We start from the raw sequence: 19,264 nt of genomic DNA, 5'->3' as shown, positions 1-19,264 counted from the left end.
CCGCGTGTCCGTCCCGCAAGCAGCTTGCGAGCCAGTCCGCCAGCTGACAAGGTGCCCCGGCCTCAGGCGCCACGCGAGTAGAACGGGGCCACACACTCGCGCAGCCAGTCCACCACCGGGTCCTGGGCCGCGTCCAACAGGACCAGCTGGACCGGCCAGGCGGCCGGGCGGCGGGCCAGGGCCCGGCCGAGCGCCTCGTTGACGGCGGTCCGGACGGTGTCGTCCAGGCCGTCCAGCTCCACGCCGACGAAGAGCGAGGGGGCGCCGCCCTCGGCGCTCGCCAGGCCCCGGCGCGCGGTGCGCACCGGGGGCAGCGCGGCCAGTTCCTCGGCGGCCGCGGTCAGGAAGTCGACCGGATCGTCCTGCCAGTCCGGCTGGAACAGCCGCATCCGCGCGCCGGACGGCACGCCGGGCGTGCGCTCCCCCGGGGTGACGCGGCACAGCTCGGCGACGGCGAGCGGCGGCACCGGGATGCCGACCGTGCCGCCCGGGTTGACGGCTATCCCCACCTGGGGCGGCAGCCCCCGGGCGAACTCCCAGGCGGGGGCGACGGTGAACGGCAGATGGGAGGCGCCGCCGAGGTGCAGCTGCTCGGCGGAGCTGAAGACGGGCACGAACACCCCGCCGGCCAGGTCGATGGTGGGCAGGTCGAGCGTCTTGTTCTCCGGGCCGCCGCCCTCGGGCAGCGGAACCCAGACGGCGCTGCGGGAGAGCACCTTGAGGAGCTTGGGGGCCGCGTCCGGCACGCCGAGCGAGGCGGCCAACGTCTCCTCCAGCTCGTTGCTCGGCCAGCCGCCGCCGAATCCGGGCCCCGTCCTGTGCTCGCTCATCCGCTCTGTCCACTCCCTCGTCGTTCCCGGCCCGTCGGCGGGCCCCTGGGTCGAAGCGAACCCTAACGGTGTTCGGCTCTTGCTCCCCTCGGCATCCGTGCGATGATGGCCGGGCCGCGACCGTGTGCCCGCGCCTTGGGCCACCCGGTTTCGCCACACTGTTCAACCACGCAGTTCAGCCACACCGTTTCGCCACAAGTACATACCGGCCGTTTGACCACGCGCGGGAGAGTCCCCGGTTTTCGTTCCGGGGCGCCGAAGGAGCAAGTCCTCCCTTGAATCTCTCAGGCCCCGTTACCGCGCGCGGGAGGCAGATCTGAAAAGCGGGCCGGTTTCGCCGGCCCCACCCACGGTGCAAGCCGACGCCCGGCAGAGCGGCGGCGAACCTCTCAGGTGCCGATGACAGAGGGGGAGGGCCCCAGGCGCGCGCGTCCGCGTGTCGCCCGTTGCCCGCACTCCCCTGGAGCGAGCCCCATGCCCGACACCCTTCGCGTCACCGCCCTGGACGCCGTGCACCGCGCGCTCGGCGCCACCATGACGGACTTCGCCGGCTGGTCGATGCCGCTGCGCTACGGCAGCGAGCGCGCCGAGCACGAGGCGGTGCGCACGGCGGCCGGCCTCTTCGACCTCTCCCATATGGGCGAGATCACGGTGCTGGGCGAGGACGCGGGCGCGCTGTTGGACTTCGCGCTGGTCGGGCGGCTCTCCGCGCTGAAGGTCGGCCGCGCCAGATACACCATGATCTGCGCCGAGAACGGCGGCATCCTGGACGATCTGATCGTCTACCGACTGGCCGAGGCCGAGTTCCTGGTGGTGGCCAACGCCGGCAACGCCGAGCGGGTGCTGACCGCGCTGACGGAGCGCGCCGCCGGCTTCGCCGCCGAGGTACGCGACGACCGGGACGCCTATGCGCTGCTGGCCGTCCAGGGCCCGGCCGCCGCCGGCGTGCTGGCCCGGCTGACGGACGCCGATCTGCCGGGCCTGCGCTACTACGCCGGACTGCCGGGAACGGTCGCCGGCCGGCCGGCGCTGATCGCCCGGACGGGGTACACCGGCGAGGACGGGTTCGAGCTGTTCGTGGCGCCCGCCGACGCCGCACCGCTCTGGGCGGCGCTGACGGAGGCCGGGGCCGCCGAGGGTCTTGTGCCGTGCGGGCTGGCCTGCCGGGACACGCTGCGCCTTGAGGCCGGGATGCCGCTCTACGGGCATGAACTCACCGAGCGGACCACGCCGTTCGACGCGGGCCTGGGCCGGGTGGTGAAGTTCGACAAGCCGGGCGACTTCGTGGGGCGCGCGGCGCTGGAACGCGCCGCCGAGCGCGCCGCGAGCGCCCCGCCTCGGGTGCTGGTCGGCCTGGTGGCCGCCGAACGCCGGGTCCCGCGCGCCGGGTATCCGGTGGTGGACGCGGCCGGCTCGGTCATCGGCGAGGTCACCTCGGGCGCGCCGTCGCCCACGCTGGGCCGCCCCGTCGCCATGGCCTATGTCGACGCCACCCACGCGGAGCCGGGGACGGCGGGCGTCGCCGTCGACATCCGGGGGAAGGCCGCACCGCACGAGGTGGTCGCGCTGCCCTTCTACACCCGGCAGCGCTGACCCGCGCCGTCGCCCGCCGCGCCGTACCGTCACGCATCCACCACGACCCACCCGATCCAGGAGAATCAGCTGCCATGAGCGACAACCCCCAGCACCTGCGCTACAGCAAGGAACACGAGTGGCTTTCGGAGGCGCCCGACGGCGTCGCCACGGTGGGCATCACGGAGTACGCGGCCACCGCGCTCGGCGATGTGGTCTATGTCCAGCTTCCCGAGGTCGGCGACACGGTCACCGCCGGCGACTCCTGTGGCGAGTTGGAGTCCACCAAGTCCGTCAGCGACCTCTACGCCCCCGTCAACGGCGAGATCACCGAGGTCAACCAGGCCGTCGTCGACGACCCCTCGTTGGTCAACTCCGCGCCTTTCGAGGACGGTTGGCTCTTCAGGGTGCGCATCGACGGCGCGGCCGCCGAGCTGCTGTCGGCGGCCGAGTACACCGCCTTCACCGAGCAGTGAGCCGGTCGTGGCCCTCTCCGCCTTCGACCTGTTCAGCGTCGGCATCGGCCCGTCCAGCTCGCATACCGTGGGGCCGATGCGCGCGGCGCTGATGTTCGCGCGCCGGCTCAAGGACGAGGGCGCGCTGGCCGCCACCGCCGCCGTGCGGGTCGAGCTGTACGGCTCGCTGGGCGCGACCGGGCACGGGCACGGCTCGCCCAAGGCGGTGCTGCTCGGGCTTGAGGGCCACGCCCCGGAGACCGTCGATGTCGCGGCGGCCGACGCCGAGGTCGAACGGGTGCGCGCCGACCGTCGACTGCGACTGCTCGCCACCGAGTTGGGCGACGCGCATCCCATCCCGTTCGATCCGGACACCGATCTGGTGCTCTACCGCAGGCGTTCGCTGCCGGCACATGCCAACGGCATGATCTTCCGCGCCTCGGACGACGCCGGGCATCCGCTGCTGACCAGGACGTACTACTCGGTGGGCGGCGGCTTCGTGGTCGACGAGGACGCCGAGGGCCAGGACCGGATCCGGGTCGACGACCGGCAGCCGCGCCATCCGTTCCGCACCGGCGCCGAACTGCTGGCGCTGACCCGCGCCACCGGGCTCTCCGTCTCGGCGCTGATGCTGCGCAACGAGACGCTGTGGCGCGGCGAGGCGGAGGTCCGCGAGGGGCTGCTGAACATCTGGGCGGTGATGCGGGAGTCGGTCCGGCGCGGGCTGTCCCAGGAGGGCATCCTGCCCGGCGGCCTCAAGGTGCGCCGCCGCGCCGCCGCCTCCGCACGCCGCCTGCGCGCGGAGACCGGCGGCAGCCCGCACGAGTTGGAGTGGGTCACGCTCTACGCGATGGCCGTCAACGAGGAGAACGCGGCGGGCGGCCGGGTGGTGACCGCACCCACCAACGGCGCGGCCGGCATCATCCCCGCCGTTCTCCACTACTACCTGGACTTTGTGCCGGGCGCCGACGAGGACGGCGTGGTCAGGTTTCTGCTGGCGGCGAGCGCGGTGGGGATGCTGTTCAAGGAGAACGCGTCCATCTCGGGCGCCGAGGTCGGCTGCCAGGGCGAGGTCGGCTCGGCCTGCTCCATGGCCGCCGGCGGACTGGCCGAGGTGCTGGGCGGCACCCCCGAACAGGTGGAGAACGCCGCCGAGATCGGCATCGAGCACAATCTGGGCCTCACCTGCGACCCGATCGGCGGCCTGGTGCAGATCCCCTGCATCGAACGCAACGGCATGGCCGCCGTCAAGGCGATCACCGCCGCCCGCCTGGCGCTGCGCGGCGACGGCCGCCACCATGTCTCCCTGGACAAGGCCATCGCCACCATGAAGCAGACCGGCGCCGACATGTCCGTCAAGTACAAGGAGACGGCGCGCGGCGGACTCGCCGTCAACATCGTGGAGTGCTGAGGCGCACCACCCCATGCTCCCGCGCCCGAAAGGCGTTCGTCCAGTCCGGGCTCGTCACAGCCCGCTCGTCCTCGGGCGCAGCATCTCCCGTAGGAGGGGTCTGACGTCTGCGAAGTCGTTGGGTTCACTCGTGTCCACGACCGAGTAGAGATTCTTCTCGGCCAGTTCACGGAACCGACCGACCTCGACCTCCTTGTCGTGCCGCGTCTGCGGGTGCACGGGCGAGTCGGCACGTCCCCGCACACGGTCGAAGAGGAGATCGCTCGGCGCATCGAACAACAGCCCGAGGTCCGGTCGGTAAAGTCGCCGCAGCGGCTCCGAGAACATCGCTTCGGGATTGAACACCAGCGGGGTGAGGGCGTATCGCTCGCAGATGACGAGATGCCCCTGCCGGAGCGCGGGTTCGATGATCGCCCGCAGCCGGACCAGGCGGTCGCCGACCGCCATCAGCTTCAGGCCGACATCGTCGATGAGGCTGCGGTCGAAGCCGAGGGATTCGTCGCTCCATGCCCGCCAGAGATCGTAGGCGCGCATGTGCTCCCCCGGCATCAGCACATGCGTGCACGGGATTTCGTCCCGCAAGGCAGCGATGAGCCACGAGACGAAATAGGACTTCCCGGATCCGTCCGATCCTTCGATGGCCAGGAGCCGGCCGGGGAAGTCGGGGGACGGCCCGTCCAGCACGACGGGGGCCCAGTCCTCGCCTCGGTCGGTGTCCGTCATCGCTGCTCCCCGACGCTCGCGACCGTCCCGGTGTCCCCTGTCCGAGAAGGTAGCGCGCCGATGGCGACGAGATGTTCCCTGACGACTTCCGTGGAATGCGCGAGGCCGATGTCCGTGCGAACCGATACGCCGCCGTTGACCGCCGCGAATTCACGGAAGAGCTTCGCTCTCATGGACATACCTTCCGGGTCGATCGAATCCGCCTCGGCTCCCCCACGGTCCCGCAGCCGATCGGCGGCAACGTCCAGCGGAACATCGGTGAAAAGATAGCAGTCCGGCCGTGGAAAATGCCCGGCGCACTCCCAGACGGTACGCCGCTCGGCAGCCGAGTGCGGCGTCAGCAGGAACTCCACCAGCGTCGTGAACAAATAGCGGTCGATAATCACCGTATGTCCCGCCTGGAGATGGTTCCGCACCTGGTTGTGCAGCGTGAGCAGGCGGTCTCCCATCAGGACGAGAGTCAGACCGAACGAGTCGATGTAACCACGGTCCAGACTTCCCTGGCGATCCCTGTCGAACTCGCGGAAAAGCGCCGTTTCCTTCAGTTTCCGAGAGGGGAACTTGAAGCGGCGCGTGACGATCGAGCTGCGCTTTGCGTCCGCCGCGATTCTCCGGATCAGTGTCGTCTTTCCGCTGGCATCGATGCCTGAGACGGCGATGAGTTTCCCAGGCCAGTCATGGGGTCGCATATCGATGCGGAAATCGATGTCACCATGGCTGCTCACGGGATGATTCATTCGACGTCCTCCTCCGTCGGCGCGCCGGGTAGGGACTGTTCCGTACCCGGCGTGCCCGAACTCTTCGATCCTGCCCCGCCGTCGAAACGGATCAGGGAATGTTCACCTCGATCGCCGTCGCCTGGGTGAAGGTCAGCACCGCCATGTCCTTCACGAAGGTGGTCTCGCCGGGTTCGAGGAGCTCCCGCACATCGCCGGCGTCGGCCCCCGTCCCGTCCGCCGGGGCGGCATGGGGATTCTTCCCCAACCGGACGCCGTGGGCCAGGTTGTGCGGGTAGCCGAGGACGAGCGCGGCACCCTCGTACTCCTCGGGTGCGAACGTGACATCGTGGTCGCGGTTCCGTAGCTCCTCCGTGGGAAGGCCGGAGAAGTGAGCGCCGAATTCCGCCCCCTCGATGTTCCGCGTGCGCACCGTGGGATAGAAGATCACGCTGCCCACCGGCTCCTGCGGGGAGGCGATGTCGCGGTGGAGGAACCCTTCGTAGACCTGCCCGGCGCGGGCGATCACCCGGTAGAGGAACAGTGTCACGACGACGCGCTGCTCGTCGAATTCCTCCGGGATCGCCAGCCGCGCCGCGAGCCGGACGATGTCGTCCAGGTGCGCGAACGCCGGCACCTCGGTCGCGTCGGGGAGTTCGAGTCCCGCCTCCCCACGGGGCTGGAAGCCGGTCTCGGACAGCGAGAAGGACGATTTGACGGCGCCGGCGACCAGCGCCGGGGTCTCGCCGCGCCCCAGGGAAGCACGCTGGTAGTTGTCCCAACCCCGAAGCCGCGCGGCGACTTGTTCGGTCGGTGCCGTCCGGAGGCGGTCGGTGATCCCGGCGAACACCTGCTGTAGGTGACCTATCGCGGAACCGACCGACTGCCCACTCACCAGTCGCGCCATCGACTCCGGTCGCTCTGTCTCGGACTCAGCCATTGCATCCTCCTGGGAAGTAGTTCTGTATCGGTGCTGGGGGAGGTAGTTTAGGCATTCGAATCTCACCTGAGAGAGCTGGCCATCGATATGGTCAGCGCAAGGAGTATTTCGTCATGACGTCGATTCGACGCCCGATCCGGCCGCCTTACGATGGCGCACCATTTCCGACCGTGACACCGGTCCAGGCCATGGCGGTTGTCGACCGGAACCAGCTCGACATTGATCCGCGGGAAACAAGGCGGATCAATTCGTCGGGCAATGTGCACTCGGTGTACCAGCTCGGCGAGAAGTATATCCTGAAAGTACCGCGAGACCATCCGCGAGCAATCGGAGAAACACTTACCGCGTCGGTCGCCGTGCCGGCCGCCACTTCCGCCGGCGTCCGCACCGGATCACTTGTCGCGTTCGACGACAGCCTGGAGATATTCAGCGTCCCGTTCTCGGTTTTCGAGTATGTGCCCGGCGACTCGGTGACCCCGTCGGCGCGGGCCCTTCCGTCCGAGGCCGCCGTCTGGCACGACACCGGACGCGAACTCGCCAAGCTGCACCACACCGTGGAGCATGTGGACGATCCGAAGGGCTGGCTGGAGGAGTGGGCCCGCCCGCTCGACCACGCCGCGATCCTGACCGGACTCGTCGAGGCCGGCGTGGTGGCCTCGCATCTGGCCGAGTGGTTCGACGAACTGCTGACCGCCCTGAAGCCCTCGGTCGGCGGCGCGGACCAGTATCGACGCTTCGTGCACGGCGACCTCAAACCGGGGAACGTCCTGCGGCGCGACGGCCGGCTCGGTGCGCTGATCGACTGGGACGACGCCGGCTGGTTCGATCCGGCGATCGACTTCGCGCAGATCCCCCTGCACATGGTCGACGTCGCCCTGGCCGGTTACCGGACCGTCGCGCCGCTGGACGGCGACGACACGGCCGAGCAGCGGATCCTGTGGGACCACGTGATGACCGCGCTGACAGAGCTGTGGCGACTTCGTATCGACATGGCCAAGGTCTACCACCCCTGTCCCGGCGACGGGCTCGTCGAGGTGCTCGCCCTCGCGGTCGACGGGACGTCGCCCCTGCTCCGGTACTTCCCGGTCCGCCGGGCCCCGGCCCGGCCGGCGGCGCGGAGCTGACCGTGCCTCACGGCCGGGAACCGCTCCTCGGCCGCTCGTCGGGCCCGGCCTCCGCCGGACCACGGGCGGCCGAGGAGCGCGGCGCCCCGGGAGGGCTCAGGCGGATATGCGGGCCCGGAACCGGTCGGCGTCGACCACCGCGCGCCGGTGCTCACCGTCGCAGAGCACACTGCCGTCGACGCTCCTGACGGAGAAGTCGAACCGGGGCTGCGAGCCGTCGTCGGCGACGGTCGCCTCCATGACGACGACCTCGCCGACCCGGGCGGGGGCACGGTGGTTCATGACGACCTGCACACCGACCGTCATCTCGCCGGGCGCCAGGCGCGGTTGGACGAGGTCGGCACACAGACGCTCCACATGGCCCAGGATGGCCGGCGTCGACAGCACCTCGACACCGGGGTTCCCCCAGCGCGAGGCGGAGTCCTCCGGGCCGACGGTGATACGGCGTTCCTTGCTGATCACGGATGCTTCTCCTGACACGTAGGAGGTTCCCTCACACCGCCGGTCACGGCGGACCGGGGGAACCGATGGATCGTTGTCCGACGTCCGCGTGGCCGACCGCGAGCGAACGTCAGCGCGACATCGGCAGCAGGTGAAGCCGCCGCTCCTGGTCACCGACTGTGGCGGCGTCGGCCCCGACGGCGCAGTATTCGAGGGCCCCGGACTGGGCGGTGTGGTCGCAGGTGAGGATGACGCCCTCGCCACGCTCGGGGTCGAAGGCCAGACCGGCCCGTTCCAGGGCCGCCACGGCGCCGGGGAACGAGTCCACCTTCAGGTCGTTGTTGCTGATGAGGTGCCGGCGTCGCAGGTAGTCGTCGCCCAGCAGCGTCCGGCCGATCCGGTGGAGATGGGTGGAGCCGCCGAGGCGGCCGTTGAACTCGTTGAGCACGACGGTCCTTCTGTCGTCGGCCGCCACCCCGTCGATGTTGATGAGCCCGCGATAGCCCATGGCGTGCACGACGCCGGCGAGTTCGAGCGCGTACCGGGAGAACTCGGCGTCGCATTCCGCGGAGATCGAGCTCGGGGGGATCAGGAGTCCGTCGAAGACGGGCGTCATCCGCATCTCGGCGGTGTGGCGCATGACCGCGCCCTCCCCGGCCAGGTCCACCTCGCACCCCAGGGAGATCGCGTCCTGCAGGTAGTGCTCGATGACGACGGGATCGCGGCCGTTCGAGCTGAAGCGCGGCCACTGCTCGACCAGTCGCTTCTCGGCGGCCTGGCGGTCCGCGACGACGGTGAGCACGGCGGCTCCCAACTGGACGGTGTCCGCCGACGGCGTGAGGATCTCGTTGCCGTGACCGCCCTGGTGTGCGTCCTGTTTGACGATCACGGACCGTCCCGCGTCGACGAACGAGGCGACGAAGTCGGTGGCCTCGCCCACCGACCGGGTCACCAGCCCCTCGGCGACGGGAACGCCGGCTCCCCCGCACAGCGCCCGGAACACCGTCTTCCGGTTGAGCAGGTCGGCGCCGCCGGCCTCGCAGAACGCGACGCTCGCGTCGTGCGACCCGATTCCGAGATCCCGGGCGAGCGACGCGATGATCTGGTCGTAGCAGTAGGGAACGATGTGATCGAGCCCCCGGCTGGCGACCGCCACGCGCAGCTCGTCGGTGAACCTGGCCCTGCGGAGCCGGTCCGCCGTCAGCACGTCCTCGCCGAAGTCGCCCGGCGGCGGAACGATGATGTCCGCCGAGGTGACCGGCACGCCTCTCAGCCGGGAGGCGTAGGCGAGGAACGCGTCGCTGATGGGCTGCGGACTCACGAGGAGGTCCCCCGGCTCCATCAACCAGACCAGCCGGCAGGACAGGTTGCCGCCGATGCGGCGCTCCAGGGGGTCGAACTGACTGAGGTCGCCGACCAGGGTCTCGTTGAACGAGTTCCCGACGTACAGGGTAGCCATCGTCACCCTCCTTGGACGCGCTCTGCTGCCAACGACTCGGACACCGCGCGGGTGAAGCGTGCGATCAGCATCTCGATCTCCCGGTCACGGATGGTCAGTGGCGGGCACACCATGACCGACTGCGTACGCGCGTCGACGCCGGACGGGTACACCAGAAGTCCGTTGCGCAGCGCGGCGTCGACGATCCGGCGGTTCAACGGCGTGGTGGCGAAACCGACCGGGTCCTGCTCGATCCCCACGCCGAGGTGCAGACCTCGTCCACGCGGTGGCCGGAGGGCGGGCACCGACCGTGCGATCAGTGCCAGTTCCCGCCGCAGCCGGGTGCCCACCTCCCGCGCGCGGGAGACGAGCCCGTGGTCGCGGGTGTAGGTGAGGACGGCGAGCGCCGCCGCGGCGGCCAGCGGGTTGCCGCTCATCGTGTGCCCCATCGACACCTCCGCCGCCGAGCCACCGGGCATGACGTGTTCCCCGACGAGGCAGGCGCCGATCGGAAGGTAGCCGCCGCTGAGGCCCTTGCCGGTGGCCAGCAGGTCGGGCGTGACCCCGGACCGCGTGACACCGAACCATTCGCCGGTCCGGCCGAACCCGGTCATGACCTCGTCCACGATCAGCAGCGCGCCGGCGCTGTCACAGAACTCGCGGAGCCCGCGGAACGTCCGGTCGTCCGTCTCCGCCCCTCCGCTGGCCGCCCCGCCGACCGGTTCGAGGAGGACGGCGGCCACGCGTGCGGGATCCACCCGTTGGAGGACGGACAGCCAGTCCTCCAGCGAGGGAAGGATCTCGGCGTCCCGCGAGGACGACACCAGCTCCAGCTTCGCCGCCCCGCCGAGCAGGGGCTCCAGGTTCTGGCGGCGCGGCGGATGTCCCGACACCGCGAGCGCGCCGGCGGTCATGCCGTGATAGCTCGGCCGCTGCGAGACGATGATGTCCCGCCCGGTCCCGGCGTGGTGGTGCATGGCGAGCCGGAGCGCGGTCTCGACCGCCTCCGAGCCGGAGTTGGTGTAGACGACCTCCTTGTACCCGGGTCCCGCGATCGACAGGACCAGGGCGGACAGGTCCTCGACCGGCCGGTTGCGGAACTGGCTGCGGTGGGCGAACGTCACGAGCTGGGACTGTCGTGAGATCGCCGCGAGCACCTCGGGCACGCCGTGGCCGATGTTCACGCAGATCGTGCCCGAGCAACCGTCGACGTACTCCCGGCCGTCGGTGTCGACGATCATGACCCCCTCGGCCCGATCCACCGTGGGCAGCGCGGATGGTCCCGTCATTACGTCCCCGACCCCCTCGAACCCGGAGCGAGCTCGCCGGACCGGTACGCGCGCCGCACGTGGTTGAAGATGTTCTTCTTCTGCATCTCGTCCGTCCCGGCGGCGATCTTGAAGGCCACCGAGTCACGCAGGTTGCGCTCCACCGCGCTGCCGGACTCGTAGCCGGAGTGGCCGAACGCCTGGACGAGGTCGAGACCCGAGCCGACGAGCCCCGTGGAGGCGAACAGCTTCGTCACCGAGGCGCTGAGGCTGTATCCGTCGTGTTGGTCCTCCAACTGCCCGAACGAGCGGTAGGCCAGCGCGCGGGAGCCCTCGACGGCCATGGTGAGCGAGACGACCTTCTCCTGCATGTACTGCTGCGCGCTCAGCGGTGCGCCGAACGCGTGCCGGGTCTCCAGTTGCCGGACCAGCGGCTCAAGCTGTGCCTCCAGGGAGCTGCCGACGATGATCCCGAACAGGATCCTGTCGTACGCCAACGTGTTGTAGAGGCGCGTCAGTCCCTCGCCGACGCCGCCGATCACCGCGTCGGCATCGACGCGCACGTCGCGGAACGCGATGGGCCCGGTGGGGCTCGTCCGCAGACCCAGCAGGTCCTCACCGGGTCCGCTCCCGACCCCGTCGACGTCGGTGCGGGTCACGAACAGGCTGAGTTCGAAGGCCCCGGGTTCGGTGTCGGTACGGGCTGCCAGCATGACCACATCCGCGACCGGCGCGTTCGTGATGTGCGCCTTCGCGCCGTTCAGGACGAAACCGCCGTCGGCCGTGGGGACAGCCCGCGTCGAGAGCCCCCGGATGTCGGAGCCGCCGGACTCCTCGGTCGATCCCGTGGCCGCGACCTCTCCCGAGGTCAGCCCCGGCAGCCACCTGTGCTGCTGCTCCGGGGTACCCGCCGTCAGAAGCAGCCGGATCAGGCCGCTGTGCGACGCGACCGACATCAGGAAACCGAGATCGCGCGCGCCGAGCGACAGGCCCTCCATGGCCGCCAGCCAGTCCCAGCCGTCCTTGCCGAGACCGCCGGCCCCGGTCGGCACCTGAAGCCGCCAGAAGTCGGCGGCCGCCAGCTCCTTCCAGAGCTCCCGGTCGAAGGACGCGTCCCGGTCACGGGCATCGCTCCCGACCGCCACCAGATCGGTGGCGACCTCGCGGAACCGCTCCCGGAGTTCCAACTGACGCTTGTTCCAGGTGATGTTCACCGCTCCTCCAACCTGGCACCCGGGTTCGACCAGCTGATCAGGGTGCCTCCCCACGACATCCCGGCGCCGAAGGCCGCGAGCAGCACCAGTGACCCCTGTCGCAGCCGGCCGTCCCGCACCGCCATGTCGATCCCGAGGGGCACGGACGCGCCGACCGTGTTGCCGTACACCTGGCCGGTGCTCACGTTCCGGTCAGCGGAGAAGCCCGCTTCCTCGGCGCACCGCGCCACGAGCTTGGGATTCGCCTGGTGACAGATCAGATAGTCGACGTCCGCCACCGTGACACCCGCCCGCTGGGTCACCGTGGTCACCAACTTCGGCAGCGTCTCGAACAGCAGCTCGGATATCTCCGCGCCACGCATCCGGTAGAGATGGTCGGTGCTCCCGGGCGCGCGGCCCGGCAGCGGAGGTGAGAAGCCACCCACGGCGTAGTCGCCCAGCGCGCCGTTCGTGGCGAGCTCCGCCGCCATGAACCCGCCCTCCTCGACCGGGCCGAGCACCACCGCGCCCGCTCCGTCCCCGAAGAGCGGCCAGGTCTGACGGTCGAGCGGGTCCGTCATCCGCGACCAGACGTCGGCGCCGATGACAAGGACGAACGGCCGCTCGGCATCCACCCCGACCAGTGGCTGTGCGACCTCCAGCGCGAAGATGAACCCCGCGCACGCCGCGTTGAGGTCGAACGCGAAGGCGTGCGTCGCGCCGAGCCGGTCCTGGACCCGGGCGGCGACCGCCGGTACCGGCGGGTCGGCGCTGACCGTGGCCACGATGACGGTGCGGACCTCGTCGGGGCTGACGCCGGCGGCACGAAGGGCCTCCCGGCCCGCCTCGACCGCCAGGTCGGTGAGTGATGTCTCGGCGGGGGCGCTGCGGCGTTCGCTGATCCCGGTCGCACGCTGGGTCCAGCCGGGCCTGGCGTTGAGCGCCCGATCCATCTCGTCGCAGGTCACGACGGTGCTCGGCACACAGGAGCCGGTGCCGATGATCCCGACCGGCGGCTCCGCCACGGCGTGGCCGCCGCGCCCCCGCGACCGGCTCTTCAACCCGTTGTCGCTCATCGCCACCCCCGTGTCGACGCCGCGCCGACGCCGCTCTCGGCGCCGGCCCGGGATTCGGCGAACTCCACGAGCTGGAGGTTGGGGACCCGTGCCATCTCCGGGGTCCACGCGGCCCAGCCGGGCACCGGGTTGACCTCGATCACCGTCAGCCCGGCCTCGCTCATGATGATGTCGACGCCGGCGGTCGTCAGGCCCGTCGCCTTCACCGCCCGCAGCGCCAGGGACGCGAGCTCGTCCGGCGGGTCGACGAAGGCGGAGCTCACCGGGTCGTCGGCGAGGTCGCCCGAGAACGGCTTCCATGCCTCGCCCGCGGTGTCGAACCGCGTGCAGCTGGAGACCTTCGACCCGATGACGAGCACCCGGTAGTCGCCCGTGTGTGCCAGGTAGGGCTGGGCCAGGAGCGTGCCGTGCCGTTCGACGAGGGTGTCGACGAGTTCCAGCGCCGAGGGGGTCGGGCCGTCGAGAAGGCGCTCGACGTCGAGCCCCCGGTAGCCCAGAGCCGGCTTGACCACCACCTGGCCCCATGCGTCGAAGGCGAGGCGCACGTCGGCGGCGCTGTGGCACTCCCTGGTCGGCGGGACGGGGATGCCGTCCAGCGTGAGCTGCTGGAGCATGGCTCGCTTGCTCGCCGCCCTGATGTGCACGTCCAGCGGATCGAGAACGGTCACGCCCGGCTCGCCGTTGAGCAGCAGAAGCTGCTGGATCTTCTCCGTCCAGGGCGGTGTGCTGAGGTCGCACCGGCAGAGAACGACGTCGAACTCCGACAACGGGATCCCCCGGACGGTCGCCATCGCACCTGCGGGGCCGGGAGTACAGGACACGTCGTCGAGCTCGAACACCTCCACACTGTGTCCCCGTTCCCCGGCAATATCCGCCATTCCGACGGCTTCCGGCTCTGCTTTCTCCCAAGCGAGAATTCCGAGTTTCACGGCGCCCACCGGAGATCGGGGACGTCGGTGACAGTGGTCATCAATGTTCTCCATTCGAAGATGACTTACTCCGATCGTAGAACCGATCCCATCCGTGCAACTGATGATTCTCTTCATTTGCACAGCCCGGATAATCGGGCCAGGAATAGGAAGCTCTCGGATTCATGGCCGCCGGAGTCGCGCCGGCTCGAAGTTCAGACGCTCCGGGCGGTGTGTTCCGCGAGAATCGCCTGGAGATCCGCGTGCCCCGGCACCCATTCGCCGACAGCCGCCTGAGTCGTCGTCAGCACACCGTGTTCCAGGACGCCCCGGGTGCCGATGCAGCCGTGCTCCGCCGTGATGACGCACGCGGCGCCGACCGGGTCGAGTTTCTGGCGTATCGCGTCCACCACCTGGTAGCCGATGTGCTCCTGGACCTGCAGTCGCCGCGCATACCCGTGGAGCACGCGGGCGAGCTTGGACAGGCCGACAATGGGCGCTCCCGGTCGCGGCCGGTACGCGACGGTCGCGGTACCGGTGATCGGCAGCAGATGGTGCGCGCAGGTGGAGGTCAGGCGGATACCGCTGAGCACGACAAGGCCGGGATCCGACGGCCCGGAGAACGTCGCGTCCAGGTGGACACTCGGATCGCTCTCGTATCCGGCAAGGCACTCGGCCCATGCTTCGGCGACGCGTCGGGGCGTGTCGTGTGTATGCGAGTCGCGCTCCACACCAAACGCGAGCAGAAGGTCGGAAACACTCGACGCGACCTTTTCGATGTCAATCATTCAATGACCTCTGTCATCTTGCCAGGCGAGAATATGCAGCCGATGGGTAGCGTTGACGCCGGCATGCGCGGCCGCCTCCGCGATCGCGCGCCAGCGGCCGTTCAGCTCTTGTGCGGTCGTCCCCTCCGGCATCACCCAGACCTGGCCGAGGGGCCAACCGGTGGTGCGAGCGATCTCGACGGCGCTCGCGACATCCTCGGCCGAGGCGCACACCACCTTCAGATGCGCATGGCCGGATTCCGCGACCTCGGCCCATTCGGTGCGCAGTGCCGGGTCGATATTGCCGCGATGGACTCCCGCGTTCGCAAGTTTCGGTGACACCACGAATGTCTGGACGAAACCACGGGTGGTCGCGTTCGGCACGATCGTTCCGTTGGTCTCGACATGGAGCGTGCAGCCGCGCGCTCTCAACCCGGTGCACAGCGCGCGCCAGGCGGGTCGGTTCTGGTGCAGCAGCGGCTCCCCACCGGTGACGACGACGAGCGACGACGGGGGAATCCGGGCAACCACCTCGTCCACCGGTGTCATCGGGATCTCGCGCCGCAGGTCGAAGCGTTGCGCGTCCCAGGTGTACGGCGAGTCGCACCAGGAGCACGAGAGGTTGCAGCCGCCGAGCCGGACGAACCAGGCGCCCCGGCCGGCATGGGGGCCCTCGCCCTGGATGGTCGGCCCGAACACCTCGGACACCGGCAGTGACGGCATGCCGTCACCGGACTCGACCAGGTCCGGGGCGGCCTCGTCCGTCCTCACCCGGAGACCTCTGCGGCGTTGACATGGGTCTCCCGCACCACGACCCGGGACACCCGCACGCCGCGCAGCCCCCGCGATCGGATGTAGCCGGCCGTGACCCGGGTCAGAAGCTGGGCGACGTTCTCCACCGTCGGCCAGCTGAGACCCGCCGAGGGATCGGCTTCGCCGAACACGAACACCTTGGAGTCCACCGCCTTCAGCGCCAGCACGAGCTCGTCCTCGCTGCCCAGCAGGGCCCCGTGGTCGAGATTGCGGTCGATCCACTCCCGTAGATAACTCTTCAGGTCGTGGAACTCCACGACTATCCCGTCGGCTCCGGCCTCGCCCGCGACGGTTGCCTCCACCCACCAGGAGTGACCGTGGAGATTCTGGCATTTTCCGCCCAGCTGCGGCAGTCGGTGCGCGGATTCGAAATTGTGCCGAACGGTGATAGCGGTGGTCGCCGCCGGCTGCCGCTCCTCACCGCGGCCGGCCTCTTCTTCCTCGCGCCGTGTCGCGTCGCCTGCGAGTTCACCGGTTTTTCCAGCCATCAAGCTTTCCTCCAGTACGCAGTAGGCTGCCGTCAACGACGCCGCGAAGGATCCGTCGGCAGTCACATGACGCTGGCATGCTCGCTCGTTCCGTCATCGTGGCGCGGCCTCATGCGATGTCACAAGTGACTGGTCATCGATATCGCCGACCCGGCATGGCAATTCGACGCTGTGCACGGGGTGTTCGATCGCACGGTAAACCGTCCGGGCCCGAATCGGACAAGTCATTGCGATGGCACGTCAATTGTCGGCCTCGGTCCTTCCCCGATCGCGCGGGCGGCCCGCGACCAGGGCGGCGCCCCTGTGCAACTGCCGATAATCCGCAGTCGAACACCCGCCTTCCGGGGGCGGGTTGGCTCGCGCGGCACACACGCGGTGCGTGACGGGAAACCGCCGTACTCTCACCGGGAGAACCCGTCGGGCCGGGTGGGAAAACCTCGCCGTGCGGGCCCGGCCGGGCAACAACCCTTCGTTACCTCAGGCCACTTGCCTGCCCTATTGCGCTTTGCCTGCCATCGGCGCATCGTCCTGTCGATGCGCGGGTTTCATCACATTCCATGCGCTCGCTGTGTATCACCCACCCACCGGAGGACATATCGTGGCTGGTGAGATCCTTGATCTCGTCGTAGGAAACGGGACTGTCGTACTCGGCGGCGGACGCCACGACGTGGCGGTAGGCGTCAAAGACGGAAAAGTGGTCGCCCTCGCGCCCGAGGCTTTGCTGCCCCCCGCGAAGGAACGCATCGACGCGCGCGGAAACTACATCCTGCCGGGCATCGTCGACTCGGAGGCCCATCCCGGCTGCTATGTGCCCTTCGAATACGACATGCGTACCGAGTCGCGGACCGCCGCGTGTGCCGGGGTGACGACCTGGGGCATCCAGGCACCCGTGACGCGCATGGGCACCGAGCCGTTCCAGGAGGTCGTCAACCGGGCCGACGTGGTCTCGTTCCATCAGGCGTTCCCCTCGGCCCGGAAGGTGATCGAGTCCGTCTCGCACGTCGACGCCTATCTCACCTACATGCTGGAGACCGACGAGCAGGCCCACGAGATCCAAGAGTATGCCGAGGCGCACGGCGTCACGTCGTTCAAGCTCTACCTGCAGACGCGCGGTCTCAAGGCCATGCGGGACGGCGACGACAGCAACTGGCCGTCCCGGCGCGCGGGTCTCGGTACGGGGATCGACGACGGAACCGTCTACCAGGTGATGGAGCAGGTGGCCCATCTCGGCTACCCGGGGATGGTGCACATCCACCCGGAGAACTGGGAGATCGGCCGGATCTTCGAGGACCGGCTGCGCGCGGCCGAGCGCACCGACTTCGGCGCCTGGACGGACCGTTCCCCCGACTTCCTGGAGGCCCAGCACATTCGGGCCTACGCGTATCTGGCGCAGCAGACGCCCGGTAACCCTCCGCTGTACCTTCAACACTGCACCACGCGCCTCAGCTTCGAGGAGGTCGCCAAGGCCCGTGCCGAGGGCGCGCGGGTGTTCGCGCAGACCGGCCCGGCGTGGCTGTGGGCGCAGCCGGAGAACGGCTGGCGGATCAACGTCCCGCTGCGGCGCCGGGAGAACATCGACGCCCTGTGGGAGGCGCTGGCCGACGGCACCGTGGATGTCGTCGGGTCCGATCATGTGGTCGGCTGGGAACCGGCGAGCTTCGACGACATGTACAACCCGAACATCTGGGACTGCCGCACCGGCTTCAGCCGGGTCGAACTCTTCCTGCCCGTCCTGTTGTCCGAGGGCGTGCGCAAAGGCCGGATCAGCATGGAGCGCCTGGTGCAGGTGAGCTGCGAGAACCCGGCCAAGACCAGCGGTCTGTGGGGCCGCAAGGGCTCTCTGCTGCCCGGCTTCGACGCGGACATGGTCATCGTCGACGCCGGACGCGAGGTCACCGTCGGCAAGGAACACATCAACACCCGGGCCGGATGGTCGATCATGGAAGGACACACCTTCCACGGCTGGCCGGTCAAGACCGTCATGCGCGGCAAGGTGACCGCCGAATGGGCCGACGACTCCCCGGGGATGCGTCCGGTGGCCGAGGCCAGGGGCGAGTATCTGGCCCGGTACCCGCAGAGCGCACCGCGCTCCTACCCGATCGCCGAGCCGACCGCCGTCGACCTGTCGCACCGCCGGTGGGGCGGTTCGGACTTCAGCCGGCCCGGCTTCAGCGCGGAGACACAGCTCTACACCTCCGTGCGCACGGACGGTCCCGGGGGGGCCGGGCGATGACGGACCGCACCCGGGACGGGCACACCGGCGCGGAGACCGCCGCCTGGGGAGAGATTGACAGGGTCTGGGCGGACGTCCTCGGCGAGACCGACCGGACGGTCTTCGAGGCCGCCGGCTGGGGACGCAGGGCCGGCTTCGGCCGACGTCCGGCACTGATGGTCGTCGACGTGAACTACAACTTCTGCGGAGACCGGCCCGAACCGGTCCTGGAGTCGATCGAACGCTGGCGGTACTCCTGCGGCGAGGTCGCGTGGACCACGGCGATACCGTCGATCGTGCGGCTGCTGGAAGTCGCCCGGCGCAAACGGCTTCCGGTGATCTACACGACCAACCCGCGGCGCCCGGACGGATTCGACCTCGGCGTCTGGACGGCGAAGAGCACCCGCAGCGACGAGACGGTGGACGTGAACGGACACCTGGGCAACCAGATCGTCGCCGAGGTCGCGCCTGAGGCCGATGACATCCTCATCGAGAAGCGGAAGCCCTCGGCCTTCTTCGGTACGCCGCTGATGAGTCACCTGACGATGCTCGGCGCCGACTCGCTGATCATCACGGGCACGACCACGAGCGGTTGTGTGCGGGCCTCGGTGGTGGACGCCATCTCCTACGACCTCCGTGTCACCGTCCCGCACGAGGCGGTCTTCGACCGGGCGGTGCTCTCCCACAAGGTGAGCCTGATGGACATCCATATGAAGTACGCCGATGTCACCGGGCTCGACGAGGTCCTCAGCCATCTCGAAGGGCTCAGGGAGGGGTTGTTCGACGAGGTCTACCCGCCGGCTGCGGCCCGGGCCCGCTCCGGCTCCGGCTCCGGCTCCGAGTAGGAGCCTGCCGGCGAGGAGACGCCGCCCGTTCCCGGTACCGCCCC

19 protein-coding genes and 1 riboswitch are annotated in these 19,264 nt (G+C 69.7%); of the genes, 6 read left to right on the top strand and 13 right to left on the bottom strand.

What is annotated here, in order from left to right; translation table 11 throughout:
* Nucleotides 1-62: 62 nt before the first annotated feature.
* The gene (locus AOM46_RS04165) at nucleotides 63-830 is read right to left on the bottom strand and encodes an enhanced serine sensitivity protein SseB (RefSeq protein WP_062205691.1); all 768 of its coding nucleotides are present in this window, start codon (nucleotides 828-830) and stop codon (nucleotides 63-65) included.
* Nucleotides 831-1,044: 214 nt separating this feature from the next.
* Nucleotides 1,045-1,140, top strand: a riboswitch (glycine riboswitch).
* A 164-nt stretch (nucleotides 1,141-1,304) separates the two neighbouring features.
* On the opposite strand from AOM46_RS04165, the gene gcvT reads away from it, so the two are divergent.
* From gcvT to AOM46_RS04150, 3 genes are all read left to right on the top strand, one after another.
* Nucleotides 1,305-2,423 (top strand): glycine cleavage system aminomethyltransferase GcvT, encoded by a 1,119-nt coding sequence (gcvT, locus tag AOM46_RS04160; protein WP_062205678.1) that lies wholly within the window; start codon nucleotides 1,305-1,307, stop codon nucleotides 2,421-2,423.
* 74 nt (nucleotides 2,424-2,497) lie between these two features.
* A complete protein-coding gene (gcvH, locus tag AOM46_RS04155) occupies nucleotides 2,498-2,878 on the top strand; it encodes a glycine cleavage system protein GcvH (RefSeq protein ID WP_062205675.1) in 381 nt (126 codons plus the stop codon).
* 7 nt (nucleotides 2,879-2,885) lie between these two features.
* Entirely contained in the window at nucleotides 2,886-4,268 is a 1,383-nt protein-coding gene (locus AOM46_RS04150) for an L-serine ammonia-lyase (RefSeq protein WP_062205673.1), read from the top strand.
* A gap of 54 nt (nucleotides 4,269-4,322) precedes the next feature.
* Here AOM46_RS04150 and AOM46_RS04145 read toward each other — a convergent pair whose 3' ends face one another.
* From AOM46_RS04145 to AOM46_RS04135, 3 genes are all read right to left on the bottom strand, one after another.
* Nucleotides 4,323-4,991 carry a hypothetical protein gene (locus tag AOM46_RS04145; RefSeq protein WP_062205670.1) on the bottom strand — a complete coding sequence of 223 codons (669 nt, stop codon included), beginning with the start codon at nucleotides 4,989-4,991 and terminating at the stop codon, nucleotides 4,323-4,325.
* A complete protein-coding gene (locus AOM46_RS04140) occupies nucleotides 4,988-5,728 on the bottom strand; it encodes an AAA family ATPase (protein ID WP_078856446.1) in 741 nt (246 codons plus the stop codon). The genes AOM46_RS04145 and AOM46_RS04140 overlap by 4 nt, the downstream gene beginning before the upstream one ends.
* Nucleotides 5,729-5,819: 91 nt before the next feature.
* The gene (locus AOM46_RS04135; protein ID WP_158920239.1) at nucleotides 5,820-6,647 is read right to left on the bottom strand and encodes a hypothetical protein; all 828 of its coding nucleotides are present in this window, start codon (nucleotides 6,645-6,647) and stop codon (nucleotides 5,820-5,822) included.
* A gap of 113 nt (nucleotides 6,648-6,760) precedes the next feature.
* Here AOM46_RS04135 and AOM46_RS04130 point away from each other — a divergent pair, with 113 nt between their 5' ends.
* Complete coding sequence (locus AOM46_RS04130) at nucleotides 6,761-7,771, top strand: phosphotransferase enzyme family protein (RefSeq protein ID WP_078856445.1); 1,011 nt, start codon at nucleotides 6,761-6,763, stop codon at nucleotides 7,769-7,771.
* A gap of 96 nt (nucleotides 7,772-7,867) precedes the next feature.
* On the opposite strand, the gene AOM46_RS04125 is transcribed toward AOM46_RS04130, so the two are convergent.
* From AOM46_RS04125 to AOM46_RS04085, 9 genes are all read right to left on the bottom strand, one after another.
* Complete coding sequence (locus tag AOM46_RS04125) at nucleotides 7,868-8,251, bottom strand: thioesterase family protein (RefSeq protein WP_067225878.1); 384 nt, start codon at nucleotides 8,249-8,251, stop codon at nucleotides 7,868-7,870.
* Nucleotides 8,252-8,342: 91 nt separating this feature from the next.
* Complete coding sequence (locus AOM46_RS04120) at nucleotides 8,343-9,671, bottom strand: peptide ligase PGM1-related protein (protein ID WP_062205657.1); 1,329 nt, start codon at nucleotides 9,669-9,671, stop codon at nucleotides 8,343-8,345.
* Between the two features lie 2 nt (nucleotides 9,672-9,673).
* The gene (locus tag AOM46_RS04115) at nucleotides 9,674-10,939 is read right to left on the bottom strand and encodes an aspartate aminotransferase family protein (protein ID WP_062205655.1); all 1,266 of its coding nucleotides are present in this window, start codon (nucleotides 10,937-10,939) and stop codon (nucleotides 9,674-9,676) included.
* Nucleotides 10,939-12,132, bottom strand: coding sequence for an acyl-CoA dehydrogenase family protein (locus AOM46_RS04110; RefSeq protein WP_062205650.1), 1,194 nt, complete (start codon nucleotides 12,130-12,132; stop codon nucleotides 10,939-10,941). The genes AOM46_RS04115 and AOM46_RS04110 overlap by 1 nt, the downstream gene beginning before the upstream one ends.
* Nucleotides 12,129-13,187, bottom strand: a complete 1,059-nt coding sequence (locus AOM46_RS04105; RefSeq protein ID WP_158920237.1) for a 3-oxoacyl-ACP synthase III family protein — start codon at nucleotides 13,185-13,187, stop codon at nucleotides 12,129-12,131. Before AOM46_RS04105 ends, AOM46_RS04110 begins: the two co-directional genes overlap by 4 nt.
* On the bottom strand, nucleotides 13,184-14,026 hold the full coding sequence (locus AOM46_RS04100) for a RimK family alpha-L-glutamate ligase (protein ID WP_158920235.1): 843 nt from the start codon (nucleotides 14,024-14,026) through the stop codon (nucleotides 13,184-13,186). Before AOM46_RS04100 ends, AOM46_RS04105 begins: the two co-directional genes overlap by 4 nt.
* A 284-nt stretch (nucleotides 14,027-14,310) precedes the next feature.
* Nucleotides 14,311-14,883 (bottom strand): GTP cyclohydrolase I, encoded by a 573-nt coding sequence (gene folE / locus AOM46_RS04095; RefSeq protein WP_062205641.1) that lies wholly within the window; start codon nucleotides 14,881-14,883, stop codon nucleotides 14,311-14,313.
* A complete protein-coding gene (locus tag AOM46_RS04090) occupies nucleotides 14,884-15,633 on the bottom strand; it encodes a 7-carboxy-7-deazaguanine synthase QueE (protein ID WP_234313619.1) in 750 nt (249 codons plus the stop codon).
* Nucleotides 15,630-16,229, bottom strand: a complete 600-nt coding sequence (locus tag AOM46_RS04085) for a 6-carboxytetrahydropterin synthase (RefSeq protein WP_234313618.1) — start codon at nucleotides 16,227-16,229, stop codon at nucleotides 15,630-15,632. The genes AOM46_RS04090 and AOM46_RS04085 overlap by 4 nt, the downstream gene beginning before the upstream one ends.
* 532 nt (nucleotides 16,230-16,761) lie before the next feature.
* On the opposite strand from AOM46_RS04085, the gene AOM46_RS04080 reads away from it, so the two are divergent.
* Together AOM46_RS04080 and AOM46_RS04075 are read left to right on the top strand one after the other, a co-directional pair.
* On the top strand, nucleotides 16,762-18,396 hold the full coding sequence (locus AOM46_RS04080; protein ID WP_062205638.1) for a dihydroorotase family protein: 1,635 nt from the start codon (nucleotides 16,762-16,764) through the stop codon (nucleotides 18,394-18,396).
* Nucleotides 18,393-19,220: an isochorismatase family protein gene (locus tag AOM46_RS04075; RefSeq protein WP_078856441.1), complete on the top strand. Its 828-nt coding sequence runs from the start codon at nucleotides 18,393-18,395 to the stop codon at nucleotides 19,218-19,220. The genes AOM46_RS04080 and AOM46_RS04075 overlap by 4 nt, the downstream gene beginning before the upstream one ends.
* The last annotated feature ends 44 nt before the right edge of the window (nucleotides 19,221-19,264 follow it).

The sequence above is a fragment of the Streptomyces sp. NBRC 109706 genome (assembly GCF_000974485.1).
In the GTDB taxonomy this organism is placed as follows: Bacteria; Actinomycetota; Actinomycetes; order Streptomycetales; family Streptomycetaceae; genus Streptomyces.
Note: the sequence above shows the minus strand (reverse complement) of the source record. Positions and strands in the feature narration are given on the sequence as shown.

What these genes read in the sequence shown, in the direction of transcription:
- AOM46_RS04120 (WP_062205657.1), bottom strand. Translation starts at nt 9,671, where the DNA reads ATGGCTACCCTGTACGTCGGGAACTCGTTCAACGAGACCCTGGTCGGC.
- gcvH (WP_062205675.1), top strand. Translation starts at nt 2,498, where the DNA reads ATGAGCGACAACCCCCAGCACCTGCGCTACAGCAAGGAACACGAGTGG.
- AOM46_RS04145 (WP_062205670.1), bottom strand. Translation starts at nt 4,991, where the DNA reads ATGACGGACACCGACCGAGGCGAGGACTGGGCCCCCGTCGTGCTGGAC.
- folE (WP_062205641.1), bottom strand. Translation starts at nt 14,883, where the DNA reads ATGATTGACATCGAAAAGGTCGCGTCGAGTGTTTCCGACCTTCTGCTC.
- AOM46_RS04135 (WP_158920239.1), bottom strand. Translation starts at nt 6,647, where the DNA reads ATGGCTGAGTCCGAGACAGAGCGACCGGAGTCGATGGCGCGACTGGTG.
- AOM46_RS04140 (WP_078856446.1), bottom strand. Translation starts at nt 5,728, where the DNA reads ATGAATCATCCCGTGAGCAGCCATGGTGACATCGATTTCCGCATCGAT.
- gcvT (WP_062205678.1), top strand. Translation starts at nt 1,305, where the DNA reads ATGCCCGACACCCTTCGCGTCACCGCCCTGGACGCCGTGCACCGCGCG.
- AOM46_RS04105 (WP_158920237.1), bottom strand. Translation starts at nt 13,187, where the DNA reads ATGAGCGACAACGGGTTGAAGAGCCGGTCGCGGGGGCGCGGCGGCCAC.
- AOM46_RS04075 (WP_078856441.1), top strand. Translation starts at nt 18,393, where the DNA reads ATGACGGACCGCACCCGGGACGGGCACACCGGCGCGGAGACCGCCGCC.
- AOM46_RS04115 (WP_062205655.1), bottom strand. Translation starts at nt 10,939, where the DNA reads ATGACGGGACCATCCGCGCTGCCCACGGTGGATCGGGCCGAGGGGGTC.
- AOM46_RS04130 (WP_078856445.1), top strand. Translation starts at nt 6,761, where the DNA reads ATGACGTCGATTCGACGCCCGATCCGGCCGCCTTACGATGGCGCACCA.
- AOM46_RS04165 (WP_062205691.1), bottom strand. Translation starts at nt 830, where the DNA reads ATGAGCGAGCACAGGACGGGGCCCGGATTCGGCGGCGGCTGGCCGAGC.